Origin of the sequence: Arthrobacter sp. zg-Y1116, assembly GCF_024385485.1 — a bacterium.
GTDB lineage: Bacteria > Actinomycetota > Actinomycetes > Actinomycetales > Micrococcaceae > Arthrobacter_B.
In genome coordinates, this window is record NZ_JANFLR010000004.1 from 189303 (window position 1) to 211929 (window position 22627).

The window sequence follows — 22627 nt, forward strand, 5'->3', positions numbered from 1 at the left end:
TTATATGCTGGCGGCATGGTTGGACAACCCAGTGCACGGAACCGTCTGCTCGATGCCGCCGAGGAGCTCGCCTTCACGCAGGGTGTCGCGGCGACACCCGTGGACCGGATCCTGCAGCGCGCCAACGTTGCTCCGGCGACGCTGTACGCGCACTTCGGCAACAAGGAGGGCCTGATTGCGGAGGCGCTGCGGCGCCGGCTGGAGAACTGGGATGCGGCGTGGCAGCTCGAAATCGCTGCCGCCGCCACGGACCGGGACCGGCTCCTGGCGGTCTTTCCCGCCCTGACCAGCTACCGGTCCGGCGCATCCGCTGCGCGCTGGTGTGCCGCGCTCGGCGTCGCTGCAGAAACCGTCGACCCGGGCCGGCAGCTCGCCGAAACCCTGTCGCAGGATACGCAGCTGCTCACCGACCGCTTCCGCGAACTTGCGGTGCCCGTTGTCGGCGCTGACGACGCCGACGCGCTGGCGGCCCACCTGCTGCTGATCTTCACCGGCGTGCTGGGCATGCTGCTCCGCGGTGCCTCGCCGGAAGATGCGGCGGCCACGGGCCGTGCCACCGCGGGTTTCGTCATCGACGGGTTCGGGCCCTCCCGCTCGGCCGCGTAGTCCCGCCCGGTCGCCTAATCCCGGACGACGACGGCGGCGTCCGTTTGCGAACCGGGGCCCCGCCGGGGCTGAGGTACCGGACGTCACGGCGGCCGTCGGTGAGGATGCGCAGGTCCTCATCCAGGTTCCTCCGCAGCTCCATCAACGCGAACTGGTAGCTCTCCGGATCTGCGGCAACATCGCGCAGGTAGCGGTTGCTGGCGGCTGACATTCGCATCATTACCTCGGTAGCACCGGATCCGGGCGTGAGGTGCGCGAGTGTCTCCATGACGTTTTCCCGCAGGTCCTGCACGGCGGACCGGTGCCGGGCTTCCATCGGTCCGCCCTGCGCCGGCTGGGGATCGATCGGCGCGAGCGTCCGCTTTAGGTGCAGGTAGGTGACCAGCTCGTTGAGCGCCCGGGACTCGTGCCGGCGATCCATGCTCCGCTTGGCCAGCCAGCCTGCACCGAAGCCGACCAGCACTCCGAGGACGGGCCAGAGAACGTTCCACTCCATTGCAACCTCCTGGGGACGTGCAGAGAGGCTACGGTGCTGTCCGGGCATCGGCTAGAGGATCGACGTCGGACCGGACTGCTTGGTGCCAGTTCCAAATGGCAACTGATCCTCCACAAGTCCTGTAGTCTTCGGGTCGATGCATTTGCATCCACATTCGACTGTTTTGTCCATGGGGGACCTATGTCTGTTTTGCCCGCCCGCCGCACCGCGTCAACGATGACCCGCAGCACCGCATCTTCCGCCCGCTCCCGGGTGCTCACAATCGGCGCGCTGGCGCTCAGCACCGTCGTCGTCCTGTCCGGTTGCGGCGGCGGCGATGCCGAACCTGCTGCCGCCACTCCATCGCCGTCGCCGACCAAGACCACTTCGTCCCCGACGCCGACGCCGACGCCGACTGCGACGCAGATCGCCAATAAGGCCTGCAAGACCGCCGGTGCCACCCAGACGCAGAAGCAGGCGGGAACAGCAACCCCCACCCCGTCCGCATCCACCAAATCCGCCAAGGCAACGCGTTCGTCATCCGCGTCTCCGTCGTCGACCACGGCTTCGCCGTCAGCCACGCCGACGTCCCAGTCCGTGGTCTATGTCTGCACGGAGAATGACAACGGCTTGCTCGTCTGGATGGACGAGGACAGCTCGATCAAACTGATTGCCGAGCGCCAGGAAGCTGCGGACAAGCAGGCGGAAGAGGAAGCCGCCGCAGCCGAACAGCAGCGTCTCGCCGACGAGGCGGCAGCAGCGGAGACCCAGCGCGTGGCCGACGAGCAGGCGGCAGCAGCGGCGGAAGCGCAGCGGGTGGCGGATGAACAGGCCCGCCAGCAGGCTGTTCCCGCCCCCGTGGTTCCGGCTCCGGCACCGCCCGCGCCGCCGGCCAGCGTTTACTACCCCAACTGCACTGCGGCTCGTAACGCCGGAGGCGCTCCCGTCTACGCCGGCGGGCCCGGCTACGGCACCCACCTGGACCGCGACGGCGACGGCGTCGGCTGCGAGTAATCCCACCAGTTTCCGGAAGCAGTAGATGTTGCCCTTGGACCCGCCTAGCGTGGTTCCAGGGGCAACTTCCGTTAACGGCTCCGGTATCCCGGAAGCCGGCGTTGTTGCCGCATCAGAAGCCGGCCGCGGTTTGCGGAACGGGGGAGGCCGGCCCGGTTCCACAGCGCTGAGGCATCATGTCGCACGAATCAACACCGGCAGCAGGTCCCCTCGATGCGTCCATGCCGCAGCGAAGTCCCGAGCTCGGAAATCCCCGCTCCGCTTGGCTGGTCCTCGGCCTGACGGCCGGGTTGCTCTGGGTGGCGGCACTGCAGGGGAGCCTCGGCGTCATCGTGTGGCTGCTGGCCACCGGATCGCTGCTGGTGCTCACCGCGCTGTATGCGCTGGGCTTCCGACGCCGCAGCTGGGCCAATCTGGACACGCTCGAACAGCGCAAATTCGCCCTGTCCCTCGGGGCCGTGGTGCTGGTGGTCGGTATGGTCGCAGGAGTCGTCTCGACGCCCGATCCCGTTCGAAGTTCAGTGTCCGCGGATGCCGAAGGCCTTCGGCCGCGGCCCGATCTTTTCGCCCTGCCGCCGACGACGCCGCCGCCCGGGGCTGTGCTGAACCTGCCGCTGCCGTCGGGTGTGGAGGACGCGATCGACGATTCGACGGATGAGCCGGGCGACGTTGCCGTACTTGCGGATGCTTTGGTGCAGGAGCCGCTTCAGCAGGTGTCCCTTCGAAACAGTCCGTGTGTCAGCGAAGGGGACACGCGCACGGAACGCCAGGTCGCGTACCGCTGCACGCGCAACCCGGCCGGGGATCTTGTGTGGCTGGACCGTGCATCCGTATCCCAGCAGGTGCAGGCCGAGCAGGAGGAAAAGGCACGCCAAGCGGAAGCGGAAAGGGCGCGTCAGGCGGACGCGAACCGACGGGAGCAGGAGGCGCAACAGCGGGCAGCCGAAGAACTCGCACGTGCTGAAGAAGCCGCCCGGAACCCCCAACCCCTGCCTCAGCCCCCGGTGAATCCGCCGGCCGATTCGCCGCAGCCCCCGCCGGTTGAGCCGCCTGTTGGACCGCCGACCGACCCGGGCGAGCCGCCTCCGCAGCCACCCACGGAGCCGCCGACGCCTCCCACCGAACCGCCGACCTCCCCGCCGAGTCCTGACCCGACGGCACCGCCCCCGGCACCGCCCACACCGCCGGGTCCGCCGGAACCGGGGACGCCGGACCCGGACATTCCGGTCATTCCGCCGGAATTCCCGTTCCCGCCCGATCCGCCTTCGCCTCCGCGGCCAACCCCGCCGCCGTCGTCGTTCGCCCCGCCGTCAGACGCACCGGACTCGACCGAGGCAGCCATCGAAGCCGTTCTGCCTGCCGCCCGGTAACCCGTGCCGCCCGGTAAACCAGCGCCGCCTACCGGAATGCGGAAATCCCCGTGATGTGCTGGCCCAGGATCAGGGTGTGCACTTCGTCGGTGCCCTCGTAGGTCCGCACCGATTCGAGGTTGTTCGCATGCCGGAGCGGTGAATAGTCCAAGGTGATGCCGTTGCCGCCCAGGATGGCGCGGGCGTCCCGGCAGATCGCGATCGCTTCGCGCACATTGTTCAGCTTGCCCACGGAAATCTGCACCGGTTCCAGCGTGCCGGCATCCTTGAGGCGGCCGGTGTGGATCGCCAGCAGCACGCCCTTGGAGATTTCCAGCAGCATGTTCACCAGCTTCTCCTGGGTGATCTGGTAGGCGGCGAGCGGCTTGTCGAACTGCAGCCGCTCCAGCGAGTACTTCAGTGCCTCCTCGTAGCTGTCCCGGGCCGCGCCCATCGAACCCCAGAGGATGCCGTAGCGGGCCTCGTTCAGGCAGGAGAACGGTCCGCGCAGGCCCTTCGCGCCGGGCAGCAGCGCCGAGTCGGGCACCCGCACGTCCGCCAGGAACACATCGCACTGGATGGAGGCACGCATGGAGAGCTTCGGTTCGATCGGCACGGCGGAGAAGCCCGGGGTGTCCGTGGGAACGAGGAAGCCGCGGACGCCGTCGTCGGTCTGCGCCCAGATCACTGCGACGTCGGCAATGGAGGCCAGCCCGATCCACCGCTTGGCGCCGCTCAGGACCCAGCCGTCGCCGTCGTGCACTGCGAAGGTGCTCATGCTGGACGGGTCGGATCCGGCGGTGGGTTCGGTGAGGCCGAAGCAGCCGATCAGTTCGCCGCGGGCCATACCCGGCAGGTACCGGTTCTTCTGTTCCTCCGACCCCCATTTATGGATGGCGGTCATGGCCAGCGACCCCTGCACGGAGACGAAGGTGCGCAGGCCCGAATCGCCGGCCTCCAGTTCCATCGCGGCGATCCCGTATTCGACGGCGGAGCGGCCGGGGCAGCCGTAGCCCTCCAGATGCATGCCGAGCACGCTGAGGTCGCCCAGTTCCCGGACGATTTCCACCGGGAAGACGGCGTCTTCGTACCAGTCCTTGATATTCGGCCGGATGCGCTCGTCCACGAAGGCGCGGACCTTCGCGCGCAGAGCCAGTTCGTCCTCGCTGAGGAGTCCGTCCAGGCCCAAGACGTCCGACGCCGTCCGGAGGGTTTCGAGGTCCGGTGCCGCGAGGGCGGGAGAGGCCGCGGCGGGGGAGGGGGAGGCCGAGGCGGTGGACGGCGTCGTGGGCGTGCTCATGGTTCCTCCTGCGGCCGCAGCTTCGCGGCCCGAACGTGGTGTCTTGCCGGAATCGGCGGCGTGTTGTCCAAGTCACATTACTATTGCGGGCGCAGTACTATTTCCAGCATGACTGAGGCTTATCTGGTGTCCGGCGTCCGCACTCCCGTCGGCCGCTACGGCGGTGCCCTCTCAAGCGTCCGCCCCGACGATCTCGCGGCCCTGGTATTGCAGGAGGCGGTGGCCCGCGCAGGGGTGAACCCTGCCGACGTCGACGAGGTACTGCTGGGCAACACGAACCAGGCCGGCGAGGACAACCGGAACGTGGCACGGATGGCGGCCCTGCTGGCCGGGTTCCCCGACACCGTGCCGGCGATGACCGTAAACCGGCTCTGCGCCTCCGGGCTCAGCGCGATCATCACGGCCTCGCAGATGATTAAGTCAGGCGCCGCGGACATTGTGGTGGCCGGGGGAGTGGAGTCGATGTCTCGGGCGCCGTGGGTGCTGGCGAAACCGGAGAAAGCCTTCGCCAAGCCGGGGGAGCTGGCCGATTCCGCGATCGGCGCCCGCTTCACTAACCCTCGGTTCTACGACCTGCCCGGCACCACGTATTCCATGCCCGAAACCGCCGAGGAGCTGGCCACCCGGGACGGGATCTCCCGCGAAGATTCCGACGCCTTCGCGCTGCGCTCGCACCAGCGCGCGCTCGCAGCCATTGACGAGGGGCTCTTCACGGACGAGATCGTGCCGGTGGAAACGAAGAAGGGCGTGGTGAAGACCGACGAGGGACCGCGCCGGGAAACCAGCATCGAGGCGCTGGCGAATCTGCGGCCCATCGTCCGGCCCGACGGCGTGGTGACCGCCGGGAACTCGAGCTCACTGAACGACGGCGCGTCCGCCGTCGTCGTCGCCAGCGCCAATGCCGTCCGTCGGCTGGGTCTGAATGCCCGCGCCCGGATTGTCGACGGCGCTTCCGCCGGTGTGGCGCCCGCCGTGATGGGCATCGGACCGGTGCCTGCAACGCAGAAGGTGCTGGACCGGGCGGGCTGGTCGCTTGGCGATCTCGAAGCCGTGGAGTTGAACGAGGCCTTCGCCGCACAGTCGCTGGCGTGCATACGCGCTCTGAACCTGGACGAGTCCATCGTGAACCGCGACGGCGGGGCCATCGCTCTGGGGCATGCGCTGGGGTCTTCCGGGTCCCGGCTTACGGTGACGATGCTGAACCGGATGGAACGTGAGGGTGCTTCGAAGGCCCTGGTGACCATGTGCGTGGGGCTGGGCCAGGGCGTCTCGATGCTGCTGGAGCGGGTGTAGGCGCTTACCTACGCGTCAGCCAGCCGGGCAAGCAGTTCGGCGTCCTTCGTGAGGATGGAATGGAGTGCAGCGTCGATTTCACGCCGGCGCTCGCCTCGATCCTCACTGTCCCGCGGGTCTTCATCCTGCTCGCTCATGCGAGCACTCTACCGCCCGCATGTTTCGGCAGCGCCGGGCTGTGTCGAAAGCATCCGCAATAGCTAGCGGACGTTAGTCTTTGGAAGTTATTTCAGGTGAAAAGAAAAAGGAAAAATGAGCAAGATAAATATGGCTACCGTGCTGCTGATTGGTGCAATTGCACTGACTGGTTGTAGTTCCGACGACAACGAAGCCGGAAATGAGTCGGCCGCAACGCCTTCGACCGTATCTGTCCCGACCAAGACGCCTGAGACGCCCGAGGCCCCTGAAGTAGCTGAGTCCGAGACTGCTGTGGCTGTGGCAGAACGTCTCAAGGCGAGCGTACCTACAATTAGCGCGATCACGGAGGTAACGGAAACCAACGATTCGAATGGTTTGATTGGCCGTCCCGGTCAATACACCAGCGCAGCCTGGATTGCCGATACAGCCGCTGACCCTAGTGAAACGGGTGTGGATGGTGGGGCCGTAGTTGAGGTGTTCGCGACTCCCGAAGACGCACAAACCCGGTCGGCATATATTCAGGAGACTCTTGCGAGCCTGGGCCCGGCATTCGGTACCGAGTATCACCATCTGGACGGCGCAGTTTTGCTTCGGGTCTCCGGAGTTCTAATGCCTAGTCAGGCGATCGTGTACGAACAGGCCTTCACCGAATAAACAGACAGTCTCAAATAAACCCGTCTCGATCAGGGGGTATCGCCATGCCGTTGTTCAGCACTAAACCGATAGTGGAAAAGAAGGAACAGTGGACCTCGGCCCAGCCGCCGCAGGCGGTCCTGGACGCGTTGGCCACGGCCTTCTCCACCCACGGAGAGGAGGTTCGGCGGGGAAAGTCCTCGCTGGAAGTGCACATGGGGTCCAACGCGCTGTACCGGACCTGGGGAAACATGACGGCTGAAGGCCGCGCCAATATGCCCGTCGCACTGACCTTCAACGCGTCCGAATCCGGGACCGGCACCTCCATCGAGGTGCACGCGTTCGACACCTTCGGTTTCCGGCTCGGCAGCGGTAAGTCCTTTGGTGTTGCGGAGAGCTTTAACCGGCGGTTGGATGAATTCCTGAGCTACGCAGCAGGGGTGATCGGTAGGGACCGCCCCATCACCGAGCCCGCTCCTGCCCCGCCGCGGATCAACATCTAGGCCGGTGTATCCGCAGCTCCGTCCGGCAGCTTGCGAGTGGAAAGGGCTTACCAGCGGACCTTCGGGACTGCACTCTTGGGAATTCCCGTTTTCCAGTTAGGGGGCCCGGGAATTTCGTCGGGATTGGCGAGGAAGTCATTCAATGCCTTCTCCGCCGTGCTCAGACCGTGTACGAACACCACGGGTTCGCTATTCCCCTGCGGGGCGGTGACCTGGAAGCCGGAACCCGCTCCCGAAGATGACTGATCAACAATCAGTACCGCCCAGGTGTCCTGGTGGTCAACATCGGGATTGCGGTGGCACACCAGGCCCGTGGTGATACTTCCCGAGATTTGCAGGTGCGCAGATCCATGCTCAATCAGCAGCGAGTGCCTCGCCTTCCGGCCGCCGTCCATGGCCTGGAGTTCCGTGACTGCGGCCTGCCAGATTTCGCTGACCGAGTTAAATCCTCGATACCCCAAAAACCACTCTCCGGTGCGGGCATTCTTGCGCATCTCGATCCGCATCTCCTGCAGGCCTATTCCGGTCAGCATGCCGACAATGAGACCTAGATTCCATGCAAGCGCGGGCATGCCGACAATGAAAAAGGATAGACATGAGCCAATCAGGGCGGCGAGGAAAATCCACGGCGACCGGAGTGGAAGTAGCACGACTATGGCACCAAAGAGCAGACCAGCCCCAAGCAAAGGGAAATCAGAGGGCAACTTATCCTGATTTCCATAGACGAACACGTACACAGCACCAGCCAGAGCCATGACGGGAAAGAGGAGCGGCAAAAAGGGAGGCTTACGGGGAGGGCGTACCCCGCCTTTCAAAGCACCTGGCTGTTGAGACATGGATGAGACCTTTCATAAATCCAGCAAAGAGCGAGGTTGCGGAGCCGATCCTATCCTTGAAAGGGAATAACAATCGAAGGCTTAACGGCATAACTGCCTGATTTTCCCAACGCCTTCCGGCAGCCTAAATGCCTCGCGACCAGCCAGCCCTATCCCCGCACCAGCCCCAGCATCAGCCGGACAATTTCTTCCCCGGCCAGAACCCCGCGCGCCTCGGTGACCTGAAGGTGCGGATCGAAGTAGCCGGCGTCGTCCAGCTCGCCGTGCGCGGGACGGAACGCCACGTCGGCGCACTCCAGCATCGGCCGGTCCAGCAGCGAATCCCCGGCCGCGATGATGCGGTCCGCACCGATCCGGCGGGCAACCTCGGCCACGGCCTGCTGCTTCGTGACCGGCGTGGGTACGCAGTAGAGCTTGCGGCCCTGCAGCGACACGGTCCAGCCGCGCGCATCGCACCAGTCCTCCAGAGCCAGCAGGAACTCACCGGGGAGGGCATCCCGGTCCACAATCGCGTACGCGAACAGGTCCTCAGCGGAACGAAGCTTCAGAATCCATTCATGGAACTCAGGACGGCCCAGGTAGGCCTCAACCTCGGCCAGCGGCGCGCACCCGGAGCCCACCAGGCCGCGCACGGAGGCCTGCCAGTCGGCGTCGGGCTCCCCATGGTGCAGGATGACGCCGCCATTGGTGGTGACGGCATACTCCGGCGTCGGGCCGGGCAGCTGGATGCGGCGGTACTGGGCCACGGTCCGCGTGGTCACGGGGACGAACACGGAGACTTCCGCGGCGGAGACCAGCAGCGCCTCGGCGGCACGGGTCATGAAGGACAGCGGCTTACCCTCATAGACTTCGGCCACCACCATGGCCGGAGCCAGGGCGTCCTCGGTGTTCAGGAACAGCGCGTTGGCGGAGTAGATCAGGGTGCGGTCCAGGTCGGACGCGAGCATCGTCTTCACGCGTCGGCCCCCGGAACGGCAGCAGCAACGGCCCGCCCGTCGGCGCCCACGGCGCCGGCAGTGAACCGGGGATGGATCAGGCCCACGCAGCTGAACGGCAGGTCCGGCACTTCCTCCACGGGCACGCCGCGCTGTTCGGCCAGAAGCAGCACATGCGCCACGTCCTCCAGCGCCCCGGGATGCACCAGCACCTTCCACGGCACCCGGCGCAGCAGCACACGGGTGGTCTCGCCGACGCCGGGCTTCACCAGGTTCACGTTGTGGATGCCGTATTCCTCGCTTAGGCGCTCCACTGCCTGCCAGCCCACCCACGTGGGGGTCCGGTCCGCAGCAGCGAGTGACGCCGCAGCAGCCTCCGCTTCGGGGCGTACGTCGTCGAAGTGCCGTTCGATCGCCGTCAGGAAGTCCCTCGACACATCGGCGCCGGCCAGATGCGCGTAGAACTTCGCGCCGTGGAAATTGTCCGGCGCAATCAGGTCCTTGTTGAAGACCGTGCGGGACACCAGCCCGGAGACGGTCGAGTTCAGGCAGGCCGACGGAATCAGGTAATCCTCCCGCGTGCCGAACAGCCCCACGGAGTGGCCGGGATCGGCCAGCACCGCGAGCTCCGGGGAGAACCGCACGCCGTCGGTGGCTTCGAACTTATCCAGCGCCGCGGTCAGCTCGCGTGTGATGGCACCCTTGCCGGTCCAGCCGTCCACGAACAGGATCCGCTCCGGGGAGTACGTCCGCGCCAGGTAACGCAGCGCCGTTTCATCCATTCCCACGCCGCGCACAATGCTCATGGTGTAGTGCGGCAGGTCCAGCCCATGCATCCGCTGCGCCCAACGGCGCATGAGGATCCCGATCGGTGTGCCGGCCCGGGCGAGCGACACCAGCACCGGTTCGCGGTTTCGGGTGGCCAGCGCCAGTTCGGTCACGGTGCCGACGGCGGACGCGACCCGGGGCGCGGAACGGCGCAGCGCCTCCTCGTACAGGTCCTGGTACTGCGCCGAGGGCAGGTACTCCATCGGCAGCGACTCCGCGTAGTTCGCCCCGCCGGACTGGATGGCCGCCTCCCGCTCGGCGGTGGGGGCCTCCAGCTGGGCGTCGCGCAGGTCCTTCAGCAGCCAGGTCACGTCCTCGGGCGCGTAGGACCCGAACTCCGGGCCGGTCAGCGGCACGGCCGCGGCAACGGAACCGGTCCAGTCCTCGGGCGCGGGGACATCGGCCGGCAACAGGACAACGACGACGGCGCCGGTCACCGCGCGCAGCGCCTCGGTCACGCTGCCCGGGCCGCTGATGGATGCAGGGTCGGTGCCGGGTTCGGGCAGGAGCACAATGCTGTCGAAGCCGGTGTCCGAGGCGCTGTCGTCGGCAGCTCGGCGGGGTCCGACGTTGTAGGCGTGCCGTGGGCCGGGACCATCCTCGGTGACATCGTGGCTGGCGAAGTCCACGGCATTGGCAATGGCGTAATCCGGCCGGTCGATCGGGACGATGGGGGAGCGGGTGGTGGTGGAGAACCGGACCGTGGCGCCCGGCAGGGCCTCGGCCACGGCGTTGGCGATGGTCAGCGGCACATGGATGAATTCCTCGCAACCCAGGAGCAGCACCGATTCCGCCGAAGCGGGCAGCGCGGCGGAGATGCGGGAGGCAACGAGCGCCAGGCTCTCTGCCGAGACTGCTCCGGGCAGGGCGTCCGGCAGGGTGCCGAGGTATTCGGAGGAGATGCCGGCACGGTTGCCGAAGCGGTCGCTGCGCAGGCTGCGTGCGGCACTGGAGTAATCCAGCACGGTCACGCTACCGGGGTCGGAAACGGCAGCGGACAACGCGGCCGGCTCAGTACCGGCCGGCTCTGCGCCGGCGGACTCCTGAGGAGCCAATCCGCCGATCAGTTCCTCGGCCCGGGCCAGGATGTCCTCGCCCAGTTCGATGCTGCCCGTCCCCAGCGCGACCACGCGGATGCTGCAGCCCAACTCGTCCGCGAGCTCGTCGAAACGGGCACGGTCGGTGTCCGAGCGCAGGTCGATCAGCGAGGCCACTACGTAGAGCGGATGCGGTGCGGCGGCATGCAGTTCGGTGATGGTGTTGATGACGGTGGCGCCGGTGCTGAGCTCATCGTCGACCAGCACCACGGGGGTAGGGCTGTTCAGCCGGGCGGGGTCCACGGGCAGCAGCCGGTGCGAGGTGGCGTGTGAATGGGCTTCCTCGAAGGCGCCGTACGCCACCGCACCCGCGGGTGCGTGCCGGGTGGAATGGATGTAGTAGGAGCCCAGCATGTCGGCGACGAGCCGGCCCAGACCGGTGGCGGTCTCCGCGTAGCCGATGGTCACCACCTCGGGGTGGGCGACGGGCAGGTCCCAGAGCCGTTCACGGGCATACTGCAGCCGGGCGCGCGGTGTGCGGGCCGCGGCGTGCCGGCCGCTGTCGTCGTTTGCCCGCCTGGATCCGGCTGTACTCTCGCCGTCCTCGAGCACCGCCGCAAGGTCGGCTGCGACGCCGCGCAGCACGGCGTCGTCCACCGTGCTGCCGAGTGCCGCTCCGGCCAGTGCGCCGAGAAGCTCTCCGGCAGCCAGGACGAGTGCCGGTTCGGTGGGTACATGTTTGGCCAGCACGCGGGACACGAGCAGGTGCGCGCGGCGGGGGTTGCGGCGCAATGCCAGTCCCACCAGGTCCTCTACCGGCAGCAGCGCTGCAGGATCAGAGGTGATCCGCACTCCCAGGGCCTCGTTCACAAATCCGCCGGTCCAGGGGTGGTGCTTCAATTCATGCTCGCTTCCAGAAGATCTACATAGGTGATGTCGGGGGCTGCCACGCCGAAGGCAGCGGCCCGGACGAGGGTGGAAGCTGCCCACGCCTGATGCGGTTTCATTTCGTTCATCTTGTTGCGGTAGGGCGACGCCGCGGCGCCGCCCCCGGCCTCGCCGGAAATGTGGAGGGCATCCAGGTACGCCTCGTGGCTGATCACGGACATGGCGTGGACCAGGGGAACATGCGAGGGGTGGATGACGGTCTTGCCGAGCAGTCCGTTGGCCTGGTCCAGTTCGATTTCGCGGATCAGCCCGTCCAGGTTCGCCGTCAGCAGCCGCTGGCGCAGGCCCAGCTCGTCGGCGTCCGCGAAGGGGGAGGAACGCAGCATCGGGCGCAGCAGGCGCTCGCCGGAGCTGTAGTGTTCCCAGACCGGGCCGCTGATGACAAAGCCGCCCGGCCTGCCGAGCATGTTGACGATGTCCCCGATCACCGCGGAGACCACCTTGACGTCGTAAATGGTGAGGTCCCGGGAACGGCGCAGCCCGTAGGCGCTGGACATGTCCGTGGCGCCGATCCGCACGGCCAGGATGTCCGGCCGGTTCGCTTCCAGCACCTCGAAGATGCCGCCGAGGGTATGCGTGCGGGTCTCGGCGTGGATCATCAGCGGAGACTCGAGGATCGGCATGATCCGCAGCGGCCGGGCACCGGGATCGACGGCCCAGCGGGCGTCGTTCACGGTATGCAGGGCGTCGAGGAAGCGCTGGGCGGCACCCGACGTGTTCTCGAACTTCGGAATCACGAACCCGGTGAGGACGTCCAGGGTCTGCCCGCCGCGCTCGGCGAGGCCCAGCAGCTGTTCGGGAGTGCGGACGCGGACGAAGAGCATCAGGTCTTCGGGGTCGCCGGCCTTCCGGATGCCGGCAGCGTGCAGCTCGGCGACGGCTTCCACCACGTTGGTCTCTGCTGCCGGAACCTCGGCGTCGGCAATGGAATCCTCCAGGCAGATGACCATGCTGACGGCTCCGCGGGCAGCCTGTTTGCGGACGTCCTTGACCAGGTCCGGGCGGGTTGCGGGGCAGTAAAGCGTGGCCCCGAGCGCGGTCGCCAGCAGTCCGGCGTCGGAATCGAGGGTCAGTTCCTGCGGTGCGAGATGGAACAGGCGGGCGGTTTCCGGCTCGCTGAGGTAGGAGAAATGGCGCATCGGATTAGCGCCCCTGGTAGGGGAGGCGGGTGGTCATGGTGAAGCCGAAGGCCTCCCAGATGGCTTTGAACTCCATGCCGTACGGCAGTTCCTCGGCCCGGAGTTCGAGTACGTCGTCAATGCGGATCACGGAGAGCGCGTAGTAGCTGCGGTGGCCGGCCTGCGCCGGGATGGTCACCGACTTGCCGTTGTAGACCCCCACGCTCATGGGCTGCTTCGGCTTCGCGAAGAACAGTGCCCGGCGCAGCATTCGAACATGGCGCAGCGGAACGAGCGCGAGGTCATCTTCATAGCCGACCAGCGGCCGGTTGCCCGGAGCCTGGACCTGGACGCCGTCCAGGTCTTCGGGCCGGAACTCGCCGGCGGAAATGGAGCCGGTGCTGTATCCCGGGCCCTCCCACACCGCACGCACGGTACCGGCAACCACGAGGCTGCCCACGGCGGATTCCATGGGGGTCAGGCGCAGTACCGGGTTCTGCCGGTCCAGGCTGCGCAGCTCGCCCATGCCCGGTGCCGGGAAGAGCCTGTTGTGCAGGGGCTCCGCCCGTACCGGTTCGGAAGTGCGGGAGGACGACGTCGGCCGTGGTGCTGCGGGGGCAGCGGCCCGGCTGCTGGCCGCCTCGGCATTCGGGGACAGGCCCAGCGAAAGCGACGGGGAGACCGACGGCGCGGGCTGCTGCCGCGGCGGCGGGGACAGTGAAAGGGACCCCGGAGCCGGAGCCGGGGTGGCCGGCCGGGCGGGCGCGGAAGCCTGGGGCGCTGAAGTGCGCGGCGCTGCGGCAGGGGTCGGCGGCGTCCGCGGCGCGGGGGCAGCCTGGGGCGCGGTGGCCGCTTGGGGCGCAGCGGGAGCCGCCGCGCGCGGCTTGACCCGGCGGCTCAGGAAGGGAAGGTCGGTGCGGACGGCCGACGAGCGGTTGACGGCCATCGCCTAGAGATCGAATCCGAAGTCGGCAGCCAGTCCGCGCAGGCCGGTGGTGTACCCCTGGCCCAGGGCGCGGAACTTCCAGTCGGTGCGGTGCCGGTACAGCTCGCCGAACATCATGGCGGTGATGCTGTCCCGGTTCGCCGAGGGCAGGTCGAACCGGACCAGCTCCCCGCCGTTGGGCCGGGCCACCCGGATGTAGGCGCTGCGCACGGCGGCGAAGGTGCCCGGTCCGCGCATCTCCGGGTCGGCATAGACGGCGAAGACGATCTTGGAGACGGCGTCCGGCACCCGGGACAGGTCGACGTCGATCTGCTCCGTGTCGTCGTCGCCCTCGAACACCACGGAACCCTCCGGGCTGGCGATCTGGTTGAAGAAGACCAGGTGCTCGTCGGAGAGGACCCGGCCGTCGGAGCCGCACAGCAGGGTCAGCGGAACCAGTTCGGCGGCGGGCCCGCGGCTGGGGATCACGTCCCAGCCCAGTCCCACCAGGACGGAGCTGAGGCCGGGGTTTTCGGCGGTGAGGGCGGCATTGGCGCCGGCTACCAGGGTTCCCATCAGCGGTCCCCGAGGGTCAGGGAGGAGGGGGAGAACTTGTCATCGAGGAACCGTCCGTGGGTGGACAGCTCGGCAATGGCGCCGGTGCGGACCTGGTTCTCCAGGTCCCGGGCAATGCCTTCCAGGATGGTGAGTTGGTCAACGAGCAATGTGGTGGCCTCTGAACTCTCGGTCCGCTCCCGGTCGCTGAGGGCCACGTAGGCACGCAGGGGCGTAGGGAGGTAATTGGTAATGATGGCGTTGAGCAGCACGCGCTGCTCGGTGGAGGCGCCGTGGCTGCCCACGTATTCGACCAACGGCGCCAGGATGTCATCGATCTGCCGGACCATGGAGGACACCAGGGTCGGCAGGGCGGCGCCCGCCCGGCGCACGGCCCGGCGCAGGTTCTCCAGCGACTTCACGGTCTCCTGGTGTTCGGCGTCAGGGCCCGACGGCGGCGTGGCCGCGGACAGCGCCGGTGGCGGTTCCGGCTCCGGCGAGTTGCCGAAGAGGGAACCGAAGAACCTGCCTACTGCCATGGCCTGCTCCTACCCACCGGTGCTGTCCTGCCCGGCATTTAGCGGGACTCGCTCTGGCGGGAGCGCTCGAGGTACGGCTTGGCCTGCGTGATGGTGGATTCCAGGGACTTCACGGTCCCTTCCATGTTGCGGGCCGCTTCCGAGCGGAACGTGTCGATCGCGTCCATGGTCTGGTACACGTTGTCGAACGCCTTCTGCAGGGTTTCCACGCTCACGCCGGAGCTGGAGGCCTGCTGGTGGATCCGGGCGGTCTGGTCCTTGAGCATTTCGCTGGTGCTCAGGATCATGTTGTTCGTGGTGGTGTTCACCGCGTCGATCTGGTCCAGCACCATCTTCTGGTTGGCCAGGGCCTGGGCCACGATGACGGCGGTGCGCAGCGCGGAAATGGTGGTGGTGCGCGCCCGCTCCACACCCTTGATCAGTTCCACGTTGTTCTTGCGGATCAGGTCCATGGCGAGGTAGCCCTGCACGGACACGGCCAGCTGGGTGAGGATGTCCTGGCGGCGCTGGCGGATGGGGAAGAGGACATCCGCTTCCAGGGCGTTGGCCTGCTCAATCTGCCCGGAGTTCTTGAGCTTGTCCACCTTTTCCACGCAGGCCGCATCCAGGGACTCGGCGAGCACGGAGTATTCGCTCAGGGTCTGCATGGTCTTCCACAGCTCCACCTTTTCCCCGGCGAGGGAGGCGTTGTCCTTGAGCAGTTCATCCTGGCCGGCCATCAGGGCCTTGATGATCTTGTCCAGCTGGACCTGCGCGGACTCGTACTTCTGGAAGTACTTCGCCAGCTTGTTGCCGCCGGGGATGATGCCGAGGATCTTGCGTCCGGTGCCCAGGTTCGCCTGGTTCGGGGTGAGGTCCTCGACGGTGCTGCGCAGGTCGCCCAGGGTGACGGCGACCTTCTTCTGCGCGTCGTTGCCGGACTTCTTCGCCCCGGCCACGGAGGTGGAGGAACGGTCCAGCAGACGGGTGGAGTATCCGGCGGACTGCACCATTTCCGCACCGGCCAGCTTGTTGATGGAATCCACCTGTGCGGTGAACTCCGGGCTGCGGGCGTCCAGCTTGGAGACTTCCTCCATGAAGGACTTGGCCTGGGCGGCGATTTCGACGCGGCGTTCCTCCGGCACCGGAACCATGCCCGGGGCGCTCTCGGGAGCGACCGGAGCGGGCGGTTCCGGGGCTTTCAGCACCAGGGCGGCTTCGGTGGCGTCCGGGGGAGTCAACGGTGTGGTCATGGTCCAGCCTTTTCTTGTGAGCTGCGTATACGGATGCGGGGAGTGTCCCGGCCTGCGGAACACTCCCCGCAGGGTGTAACTGGAAAAGCGAGTCTAGCTGAGCTGCACGCCGAAATCGGTGGCGATGCCGGCCAGGCCGGTGGCGTAGCCCTGGCCTACGGCCTTGAACTTCCACTCGCCGTTGTTGCGGTACACCTCGGCGAAGATCATGGAGGTCTCCGGCGCGGCGTCCTCGCTGAGGTCGAAGCGGACAATCTCGCTGTCGTTTTCCTGGTTGATGACACGGCAGTACGCTCCGCGGACCTGGCCGAAGTTCTGGTTACGGGCCTCGGCCTGGTCGATGGAAACCACAATGACCACGCGGTCGACGTCGGCGGCCATCTGCGTCAGGTCGATCTGGATCTGCTCGTCGTCACCTTCGCCGGCGCCGGAACGGTTGTCGCCCAGGTGGGTGACGGAGCCGTCCTTGGCAGCGGGCTGGTTGTAGAAGATGAAGTCGTCGGAGGAGCGCACCTTGCCGTTGGCTGCGATCATCAGCGCCGAGGCGTCCAGGTCGAAGGGTTCGCCCGTGGTGGTGCGCGGGTCCCAGCCCAGGCCGACTACGGCCTTCTGGAGTCCGGGATCGGTTTTGGTGAGGGAAAGGTTGTTGCCCTTGGTGAGGGTCAGTCCTGCCATGGTGTTCAGCTCCTTGTAGACGTGGGGATTAGTCGAGGGCGATGCCGAAGTCGGTGGCAACCCCGTACAGCCCGGACGCGTAGCCCTGGCCGATGGCGCGGAACTTCCACTCTCCGCGGTTGCGGTAGATCTCGGCGAAAATCATGCAGGTTTCCGCTGCGGCGTCTTCACTGAGGTCGTAGCGGACCACCTCAGCGTCGGTGTCCTGGTTGACCACGCGGCAGTACGCATCACGCACCTGCCCGAAGTTCTGGTGCCGCGCTTCGGCCTGGTCGATGGAGACCACAATGACCACGCGGTCGACGTCGTCGGTCAGGATGCTGAGGTCAATCAGGATCTGCTCGTCGTCGCCGTCGCCCTGGCCGGTGCGGTTATCGCCCTGGTGGACCACCGAGCCGTCCTTGGCGGACAGCTGGTTGTAGAAAATGAAGTCATCCTGGGAGCGCACCTTGCCGTCGGCTCCGAGCAGCAGAGCGGAGGCGTCCAGGTCGAACGGATCTCCGCTGGTGGTGCGCGGATCCCAGCCCAGGCCGATCAGGGCCCGTTCCAGGCCCGGGTCAGCCTTGGTGAGGGAAAGGTTGCTTCCTTTTGAAAGTGTCAGGCCGGACAAGGTGCTCTCCTTACGGATGGGCGGGTGGTTAGAGCGAGCGGGCTGCGGTGGGGATCAGGTCCATCACGGTGCGCCCCTGGGCGCGTTCGCCGATGGCCTTGAAGCTCCAGCCGGACCCTTCGCGGCCGACCTTGGCCATCACCATGGCGGTGTGGTTGCCGGCGTCGGTCAGCTGGTAGCGGGCGATTTCCGGGCTGCCGGGCGTGGAATCGTCGACCAGCCGGCAGAACGCGTTCTCCACCTGGTCGAAGGTCTGCCGGCTGTAGCTGGAGATCACGAACACGATGTTCTGCACTGCGGGGGAGACGGCTGCCAGGTTCACCAGGATGACCTCGTCGTCGCCCTCGCCGGCGCCGGTGAGGTTGTCGCCGGTGTGCTTGGCGGAGCCGTCCTTGCTCGCGAGCTGGCCGTACCAGACCTGGTCAACAGCGTTGCCGTTGGCGTCGAAGAAGATGGCCGAGGCATCGAGGTCCACTTCCGCGGTCTTCTTGCCGCCGAACAGTCCCCGCTTGACCGGGGCAGCGGAATCCCAGCCCAGTCCCAGGCGGGTCTTGCTCAGTGCTCCGCCGTCCTTCTTCGTCAGTGACAGCGACTGACCTTTCTGCAGGCTCAGGCCCATGATTCTCCCTCGTTAGTTTGTGTAAACAGGATCTTTGGATGCACCGGCGGACTTCGCTGCGCGCTTGTTACGCACAATCGAGGAGGTCAGCGACGCGAGGATGAAGACCACGCCGATCAAGCCGGTGATGACCTCGTTGATCTCGATTTCGATGGTGAGCAGCAGGATGGCCGCCAGGGCGCCGATGGCCCAGTGGGCACCGTGGTCCAGGTAAACGAACTCGTCCAGGGTGCCCTGCTTCACGAGGAACACGGTCAGGGACCGGACGAAGATCGCACCGATGAGGCCAAGGCCCAGGGCAATGATGATCGGGTCCGAGGTGATGGCGAAGGCGCCGATGACACCGTCGAAGGAGAAGGATGCGTCAATGACTTCCAGGTAGAGGAAGAGCATGAAGGCGGCCTTGCCGGTGGCCTTCACCAGGGCGCCGTTGCCGGACTTCGGGGCGCGTGCCTCGACGTCGTCGGCATCGAAGTCGTCGTCGCCGTCGACGTCGAACATGTCACCCAGGCCGGTGACCAGCAGGTAGGTGATCAGGCCGGCGGCGCCGGCGATGAAGACGTCAGTGGTGTGCGAGGGATCCGAGAGGGCACCGGCGGCCAGCAGGGCACCGAGGCCGACGATCAGCGAGGCGCCGTTGACCTTGCCGACCTTAGCGAACGGGGTTTCCAGCCAGCGCAGCCAGCGGATGTCCCGGTCTTCGAACATGAAGTCAAGGAAGATCATCAGCAGGAACAGGCCGCCGAAGGCGGCGATCTGCGGGTGGGCTTCATGCAGGAGGTAGCCGTAGCTGCCCGGCTCGTCCGGATCGCCCTTCTCGAGGGCCAGCTGCAGCGCTTCGATCGGGTTGATGCTGGCGGTGACGCCCACAATGACCAGCGGGAAGACGATGCGCATGCCGACGACGGCGATGAGGATGCCCACGGTGAGGAACATCTTCTGCCAGAAGGGGCTCATTTTTTCGAGAATGCGCGCGTTGACCACGGCATTGTCGAAGCTAAGGCTGATTTCGAGAACGCCCAGGATGGCGCAGAGGATGAGTGCCTCTACCCCGCCGTAGAAGAACGCCGTTACCAGCGCGGCGGCCGTGATAACAAACGACCAACCGAAAGTTTTGAAAAACACTCTGCTTGCAGCTCCTTCAGTTCCTGCGCGCAGCCGGTGGGGGCGGAAAGGGCAAAAACTAGGTAGAGGATGGCTTCATCCGAATCGAATTAGGCTTCAGTATGTCGCACCCCGGACACCGCGGGCAACTACCGGCGGTGACGTTCGCGGAGAGGGTAGAGCCAGGGGAGTGCAGGGCGCCAGAGCGGCGGCCGACTGCGGCAGTCCGTTGAGTCCTTTTGACGAGGCGGCGGCGATTGGGCGGCGGCCCTCGCGGTCTGAAAGAATAATGGAAAGCCTGCTTACTCAGGCACCCATTTGAAGGAGGACTGCATGCAGGACGAAAAGTTTGGGAACGGAAATCCGGAACCGGTTATGAACATTCCGGCAGCAGACGTCGTCAACGGCGGCGCATCCGCCGCCCCGCCCGCGCAGGTGGACCCCGCCGAGGTTGCCATCCTGGCCGAGGCCGAAGATCCGGGTACCGACCCGCTCCGGCTGCAGGAACTGGCCACCGACCACCCGCTGGCGCGCCCTGCGGTGGCAGCCAACCCCGCTGCCGGCCCGGAGCTGCTGGCCTGGCTCGGCGCGCTTGGCGACGCCGGCGTGAACGAAGCATTGGCGCGCCGCGGCGACCGCTAGCCTCCACTCCACTGGGAACGTCCCGTTGCACGAAGTCGATGCGGCGGGACGTTCCTTTTAAAGGGAAGCCTAGATCTCCGCGACGGCCACCAGCGGGAACGTAGGCGTGGCAGACCCGCCCGCAGGCTCAACCGTCAGGGCCACGGCTCCGGCCTTGGCGACGTCGCCGCTGAGCCAGACGCTGACGTCCCCTCCGGAAAAGTGCGTATCCGGAATGGGAGTCTCGCCCTCGAGCAGCCACAGCTGGTACTCCCGTCCCTCGCCGGGATCGGGCAGGGTGTCCGCGACGAACAGGGCGGCATCCTCCTCCCGGGAAACAACCAGGGTGGCCGGTTGGCCGTTGACGTCGACGCGCTGCGTGGCGACATCCGGTGCGGCCAGCAGCCGGGTTTCCCGGTCCTGTTCCTGAGCTGCCTGCTGTTCCTGCTCGCGCTGCTCCGACTGGACCCCCAGGTTCCAGCCGGCCAGGCCGATTCCGGGGAGCAGGACCGCAGCCGCTGCGGCGGCAAGGAGACGACGCCCGCGCCGTCGTCGTCGTTCCTCCAGGGAGACGACGACGGCGGCCGGCCCGGTCCGGGGGCCGGGCAGCGGCTGGGTGCCGTGGATGGAAGACAGAACGGAGCTGCGCAGGGCAGGCGGGGGAGTCTGGGCCGTCTCCGCAGCAAGGCCGGCGGTGACTTCGGCATATTCGGCGACCTCCGCCTGGCAGCGGGGGCAGTCCGCCAGATGTTGTTCGAATTCTTCGCGCTCGGCAGGCTCCAGGGCGTCCACGGCATACAGCGGGGCGAGCTCATGGAGGTCCCCGGCGTTCTGGCTGTGCTGGTTCATGACTGTCCCCCCAAAGCCGAGCGAAGCTTCTTCAACCCGTCACGGATCCGTGCCTTGGCCGTGCCCAACGGGATATCCAGGCGCAGGGCAACCTCCTGATAGGTGAATCCCTGGTAGTAGGCCAAGGCAACGGCTTCGCGCTGGAGCGGGGTGAGGGTGCTCAACCCGTTCTGCACCTCGTGGGTTTTCATCCCCTGCTCCACTTCCTGCCATGTCTGGTCCACTGGCGTTCCCGTCCGTTGGTCCTCGTAGGTCTGTTCCCGCTCGCGTTCACGGGCCACCTGGCGTACCCGGTCCACTGCCCTGCGGTGGGCAAGGGTGCATAACCATCCCAGCACTGTCCCGCGCGCCGGGTCGAAACGTGCGGATTGCTGCCAGGCCATCAGATAGACCTCCTGGACAACTTCGGCCGCGATTTCCGGAGACCGGGTCACCCGCACCGCCAGCCCGTACACCTTGGCGGAGGTGGCGTCATACAGGGCCGCGAAACTGGTTTCGTCACCTTCGCCGCAGCGACGCACCAGATCGTCGAGCCCGGGCCCTCGGTCCTCCTGCCCGTCTTCCGGTACGGAGGCAGGCCGAGCGGTGAAGTCCGTCGGGCCGGTTCCCGAGTCAGTCATGGGCTCCCACAGGTCATCCCTTCGACGACGGCCCCCGGCCGAGGCAACGGACGGGGAGATGTTCGCTGAGAACACTGTCATACTTTTGCACCGCGCAGATACCGAGTCTCCATACCCAGTGTTCGCAGCCGGGCCGCCGATGGATGGGTGCTCCTCTTATCTCCCCGGACAGGTAGCCCGCACAGATTTCAAAGTAATTTCCCTCACGACCCATCCGGGAACGGATCGGCTCCGAACCTTCCATGTCTAACGACCGATGCACGCACCTCGATGTGCACACCGACACGACGAAGGAACCGATCATGAACAAGAAGATGCGCCTGCTTGCCGTTCCCACCCTGGCCCTGGGTGCGCTGGCCCTTTCGACGGGTCCCGCCATGGCCCACGGCGAAGACTCCTGGTCGAGCCAGGCCACGCTGAACACCATGAACAATTCGGGCACCACCGGACAGGCCATGGTGGAGGTGCACGGCATGGAAGCAAAGGTCACGGTCAACGTCTCCGGTGCGGCCGAGACCTTCATGGACGGTCCCTTCCCGCACGCCCAGCACATCCACATCGCTGCCCAGGGTGTCTGCCCCGGTCCCGATGCGGACACCGACGGCGACGGCGTCGTCAACACCACCGAGGGACATCCGTTCTACGGCCACATCGGCAACTCGCTTACCACCGAGGGTGACACCAGTGCAGACTCCGCGCTGGCCATCGATCGTTTCCCGGGCGGATCCGCCTACACCTACGAGCGCACCTTCGAACTGACTCCGGAGACCGCAGCATCACTGAAGGACGGGTCCGCGGTAGTGGTAGTCCACGGCGTGGATCCCGCGCTGATGCCCGCCGCCGCAGCGGAGAAGATGTCCGACCTCGATGAGACGCTGCCTGCCGCAGCGACCCTCCCCGCGGCCTGTGGCACGCTCACCGGTTCGCAGATGGATGCGATGCCCGAAGGCGGAGCGGACACCGGGGTCGAGGCAGCAGCCGGCAACGGCAACACCGCCGGAATTGCCGTAGCCGGCGCCGGTGTTCTGGCCCTGGCCGGTGGGGCGATGGCTATCCGCCGTCGTGCCAACGCCTAAGACTGACCCCCGTAGCTGAAGCGTCGATTCCCATGACGGCATCCCGCCCCGGCCGCCGCGCAGGACTGATGTCCTGCGCGGCGGCCGCGCTTCTCCTGCTCTCCGGGTGCAGCGGCACAGCCGCCCCGGAGACCGGACCACTTACAACAACCACAACGACGGCGGCCTCCCCGGATTCCACGGCCCCCG

25 protein-coding genes are annotated in these 22627 nt (G+C 66.8%); 8 read left to right on the plus strand and 17 right to left on the minus strand.

Annotation, left to right across the window (positions count from 1 at the left end):
• Positions 1-15: 15 nt before the first annotated feature.
• The gene (locus NNX34_RS12305) at positions 16-606 is read left to right on the plus strand and encodes a TetR/AcrR family transcriptional regulator (protein ID WP_255766816.1); all 591 of its coding nucleotides are present in this window, start codon (positions 16-18) and stop codon (positions 604-606) included.
• On the opposite strand, the gene NNX34_RS12310 is transcribed toward NNX34_RS12305, so the two are convergent.
• The gene (locus tag NNX34_RS12310; RefSeq protein WP_255766817.1) at positions 569-1102 is read right to left on the minus strand and encodes a hypothetical protein; all 534 of its coding nucleotides are present in this window, start codon (positions 1100-1102) and stop codon (positions 569-571) included. The genes NNX34_RS12305 and NNX34_RS12310 overlap by 38 nt on opposite strands.
• 180 nt (positions 1103-1282) lie before the next feature.
• On the opposite strand from NNX34_RS12310, the gene NNX34_RS12315 reads away from it, so the two are divergent.
• Positions 1283-2095, plus strand: a complete 813-nt coding sequence (locus tag NNX34_RS12315) for an excalibur calcium-binding domain-containing protein (protein ID WP_255766818.1) — start codon at positions 1283-1285, stop codon at positions 2093-2095.
• Positions 2096-2271: 176 nt separating this feature from the next.
• Positions 2272-3465, plus strand: a complete 1194-nt coding sequence (locus tag NNX34_RS12320) for a hypothetical protein (protein ID WP_255766819.1) — start codon at positions 2272-2274, stop codon at positions 3463-3465.
• 28 nt (positions 3466-3493) lie between these two features.
• Here the strand turns inward: NNX34_RS12320 and NNX34_RS12325 are convergent, their stop codons facing one another.
• Positions 3494-4744, minus strand: coding sequence for an acyl-CoA dehydrogenase family protein (locus tag NNX34_RS12325; protein ID WP_255766820.1), 1251 nt, complete (start codon positions 4742-4744; stop codon positions 3494-3496).
• 108 nt (positions 4745-4852) lie between these two features.
• On the opposite strand from NNX34_RS12325, the gene NNX34_RS12330 reads away from it, so the two are divergent.
• The gene (locus tag NNX34_RS12330; RefSeq protein ID WP_255766821.1) at positions 4853-6037 is read left to right on the plus strand and encodes a thiolase family protein; all 1185 of its coding nucleotides are present in this window, start codon (positions 4853-4855) and stop codon (positions 6035-6037) included.
• 8 nt (positions 6038-6045) lie between these two features.
• On the opposite strand, the gene NNX34_RS12335 is transcribed toward NNX34_RS12330, so the two are convergent.
• Positions 6046-6174, minus strand: coding sequence for a hypothetical protein (locus tag NNX34_RS12335; RefSeq protein WP_255766822.1), 129 nt, complete (start codon positions 6172-6174; stop codon positions 6046-6048).
• Positions 6175-6289: 115 nt separating this feature from the next.
• Here NNX34_RS12335 and NNX34_RS12340 point away from each other — a divergent pair, with 115 nt between their 5' ends.
• Together NNX34_RS12340 and NNX34_RS12345 are read left to right on the plus strand one after the other, a co-directional pair.
• Entirely contained in the window at positions 6290-6829 is a 540-nt protein-coding gene (locus NNX34_RS12340) for a hypothetical protein (RefSeq protein ID WP_255766823.1), read from the plus strand.
• Between the two features lie 71 nt (positions 6830-6900).
• Positions 6901-7311, plus strand: coding sequence for a hypothetical protein (locus tag NNX34_RS12345; protein ID WP_255766824.1), 411 nt, complete (start codon positions 6901-6903; stop codon positions 7309-7311).
• A gap of 47 nt (positions 7312-7358) precedes the next feature.
• Here NNX34_RS12345 and NNX34_RS12350 read toward each other — a convergent pair whose 3' ends face one another.
• The 12 genes from NNX34_RS12350 to NNX34_RS12405 all read right to left on the minus strand — a co-directional run bounded on the left by NNX34_RS12350 (position 7359) and on the right by NNX34_RS12405 (position 19293).
• Positions 7359-8147 (minus strand): hypothetical protein, encoded by a 789-nt coding sequence (locus NNX34_RS12350; RefSeq protein ID WP_255766825.1) that lies wholly within the window; start codon positions 8145-8147, stop codon positions 7359-7361.
• Between the two features lie 149 nt (positions 8148-8296).
• Positions 8297-9094, minus strand: coding sequence for an HAD family hydrolase (locus tag NNX34_RS12355; protein ID WP_255767248.1), 798 nt, complete (start codon positions 9092-9094; stop codon positions 8297-8299).
• A gap of 5 nt (positions 9095-9099) precedes the next feature.
• Positions 9100-11847: a phosphoribosyltransferase domain-containing protein gene (locus NNX34_RS12360; protein WP_255766827.1), complete on the minus strand. Its 2748-nt coding sequence runs from the start codon at positions 11845-11847 to the stop codon at positions 9100-9102.
• Positions 11844-13034 (minus strand): HpcH/HpaI aldolase/citrate lyase family protein, encoded by a 1191-nt coding sequence (locus tag NNX34_RS12365; RefSeq protein WP_255766828.1) that lies wholly within the window; start codon positions 13032-13034, stop codon positions 11844-11846. The genes NNX34_RS12360 and NNX34_RS12365 overlap by 4 nt, the downstream gene beginning before the upstream one ends.
• A gap of 4 nt (positions 13035-13038) precedes the next feature.
• Complete coding sequence (locus NNX34_RS12370) at positions 13039-13959, minus strand: hypothetical protein (protein ID WP_255766829.1); 921 nt, start codon at positions 13957-13959, stop codon at positions 13039-13041.
• Between the two features lie 3 nt (positions 13960-13962).
• Positions 13963-14514: a TerD family protein gene (locus NNX34_RS12375; protein WP_255766830.1), complete on the minus strand. Its 552-nt coding sequence runs from the start codon at positions 14512-14514 to the stop codon at positions 13963-13965.
• The gene (locus NNX34_RS12380) at positions 14514-15032 is read right to left on the minus strand and encodes a hypothetical protein (RefSeq protein WP_255766831.1); all 519 of its coding nucleotides are present in this window, start codon (positions 15030-15032) and stop codon (positions 14514-14516) included. The genes NNX34_RS12375 and NNX34_RS12380 overlap by 1 nt, the downstream gene beginning before the upstream one ends.
• A 38-nt stretch (positions 15033-15070) precedes the next feature.
• On the minus strand, positions 15071-16264 hold the full coding sequence (locus NNX34_RS12385) for a toxic anion resistance protein (RefSeq protein ID WP_227923330.1): 1194 nt from the start codon (positions 16262-16264) through the stop codon (positions 15071-15073).
• Between the two features lie 93 nt (positions 16265-16357).
• Entirely contained in the window at positions 16358-16939 is a 582-nt protein-coding gene (locus tag NNX34_RS12390; protein WP_255766832.1) for a TerD family protein, read from the minus strand.
• Between the two features lie 28 nt (positions 16940-16967).
• Positions 16968-17549, minus strand: a complete 582-nt coding sequence (locus tag NNX34_RS12395) for a TerD family protein (protein WP_255766833.1) — start codon at positions 17547-17549, stop codon at positions 16968-16970.
• A gap of 28 nt (positions 17550-17577) precedes the next feature.
• A complete protein-coding gene (locus NNX34_RS12400) occupies positions 17578-18168 on the minus strand; it encodes a TerD family protein (RefSeq protein WP_255766834.1) in 591 nt (196 codons plus the stop codon).
• 12 nt (positions 18169-18180) lie between these two features.
• Positions 18181-19293, minus strand: coding sequence for a DUF475 domain-containing protein (locus NNX34_RS12405; protein ID WP_255766835.1), 1113 nt, complete (start codon positions 19291-19293; stop codon positions 18181-18183).
• A gap of 312 nt (positions 19294-19605) precedes the next feature.
• On the opposite strand from NNX34_RS12405, the gene NNX34_RS12410 reads away from it, so the two are divergent.
• Positions 19606-19914 carry a hypothetical protein gene (locus NNX34_RS12410; RefSeq protein WP_255766836.1) on the plus strand — a complete coding sequence of 103 codons (309 nt, stop codon included), beginning with the start codon at positions 19606-19608 and terminating at the stop codon, positions 19912-19914.
• A gap of 69 nt (positions 19915-19983) precedes the next feature.
• Here NNX34_RS12410 and NNX34_RS12415 read toward each other — a convergent pair whose 3' ends face one another.
• The gene (locus NNX34_RS12415; RefSeq protein WP_255766837.1) at positions 19984-20742 is read right to left on the minus strand and encodes an anti-sigma factor domain-containing protein; all 759 of its coding nucleotides are present in this window, start codon (positions 20740-20742) and stop codon (positions 19984-19986) included.
• Positions 20739-21437 (minus strand): ECF RNA polymerase sigma factor SigK, encoded by a 699-nt coding sequence (gene sigK / locus NNX34_RS12420; protein ID WP_255766838.1) that lies wholly within the window; start codon positions 21435-21437, stop codon positions 20739-20741. The genes NNX34_RS12415 and sigK overlap by 4 nt, the downstream gene beginning before the upstream one ends.
• A gap of 167 nt (positions 21438-21604) precedes the next feature.
• Between sigK and NNX34_RS12425 the strand changes: the two genes are divergently transcribed.
• Complete coding sequence (locus NNX34_RS12425; protein WP_255766839.1) at positions 21605-22438, plus strand: hypothetical protein; 834 nt, start codon at positions 21605-21607, stop codon at positions 22436-22438.
• Positions 22439-22627 lie beyond the last annotated feature (189 nt).

Coding starts and splice junctions, on each gene's coding strand:
- NNX34_RS12365 (WP_255766828.1), bottom strand. CDS start 13,034: ATGCGCCATTTCTCCTACCTCAGCGAGCCGGAAACCGCCCGCCTGTTC.
- NNX34_RS12390 (WP_255766832.1), bottom strand. CDS start 16,939: ATGGCAGGACTGACCCTCACCAAGGGCAACAACCTTTCCCTCACCAAA.
- NNX34_RS12425 (WP_255766839.1), top strand. CDS start 21,605: ATGTCTAACGACCGATGCACGCACCTCGATGTGCACACCGACACGACG.
- NNX34_RS12350 (WP_255766825.1), bottom strand. CDS start 8,147: ATGTCTCAACAGCCAGGTGCTTTGAAAGGCGGGGTACGCCCTCCCCGT.
- NNX34_RS12380 (WP_255766831.1), bottom strand. CDS start 15,032: ATGGCAGTAGGCAGGTTCTTCGGTTCCCTCTTCGGCAACTCGCCGGAG.
- NNX34_RS12310 (WP_255766817.1), bottom strand. CDS start 1,102: ATGGAGTGGAACGTTCTCTGGCCCGTCCTCGGAGTGCTGGTCGGCTTC.
- NNX34_RS12325 (WP_255766820.1), bottom strand. CDS start 4,744: ATGAGCACGCCCACGACGCCGTCCACCGCCTCGGCCTCCCCCTCCCCC.
- NNX34_RS12335 (WP_255766822.1), bottom strand. CDS start 6,174: ATGAGCGAGCAGGATGAAGACCCGCGGGACAGTGAGGATCGAGGCGAG.
- NNX34_RS12320 (WP_255766819.1), top strand. CDS start 2,272: ATGTCGCACGAATCAACACCGGCAGCAGGTCCCCTCGATGCGTCCATG.
- NNX34_RS12315 (WP_255766818.1), top strand. CDS start 1,283: ATGTCTGTTTTGCCCGCCCGCCGCACCGCGTCAACGATGACCCGCAGC.
- NNX34_RS12355 (WP_255767248.1), bottom strand. CDS start 9,094: ATGCTCGCGTCCGACCTGGACCGCACCCTGATCTACTCCGCCAACGCG.
- NNX34_RS12330 (WP_255766821.1), top strand. CDS start 4,853: ATGACTGAGGCTTATCTGGTGTCCGGCGTCCGCACTCCCGTCGGCCGC.
- NNX34_RS12370 (WP_255766829.1), bottom strand. CDS start 13,959: ATGGCCGTCAACCGCTCGTCGGCCGTCCGCACCGACCTTCCCTTCCTG.
- NNX34_RS12385 (WP_227923330.1), bottom strand. CDS start 16,264: ATGACCACACCGTTGACTCCCCCGGACGCCACCGAAGCCGCCCTGGTG.
- NNX34_RS12410 (WP_255766836.1), top strand. CDS start 19,606: ATGCAGGACGAAAAGTTTGGGAACGGAAATCCGGAACCGGTTATGAAC.
- NNX34_RS12340 (WP_255766823.1), top strand. CDS start 6,290: ATGAGCAAGATAAATATGGCTACCGTGCTGCTGATTGGTGCAATTGCA.
- NNX34_RS12375 (WP_255766830.1), bottom strand. CDS start 14,514: ATGGGAACCCTGGTAGCCGGCGCCAATGCCGCCCTCACCGCCGAAAAC.
- NNX34_RS12305 (WP_255766816.1), top strand. CDS start 16: ATGGTTGGACAACCCAGTGCACGGAACCGTCTGCTCGATGCCGCCGAG.
- NNX34_RS12400 (WP_255766834.1), bottom strand. CDS start 18,168: ATGGGCCTGAGCCTGCAGAAAGGTCAGTCGCTGTCACTGACGAAGAAG.
- NNX34_RS12415 (WP_255766837.1), bottom strand. CDS start 20,742: ATGAACCAGCACAGCCAGAACGCCGGGGACCTCCATGAGCTCGCCCCG.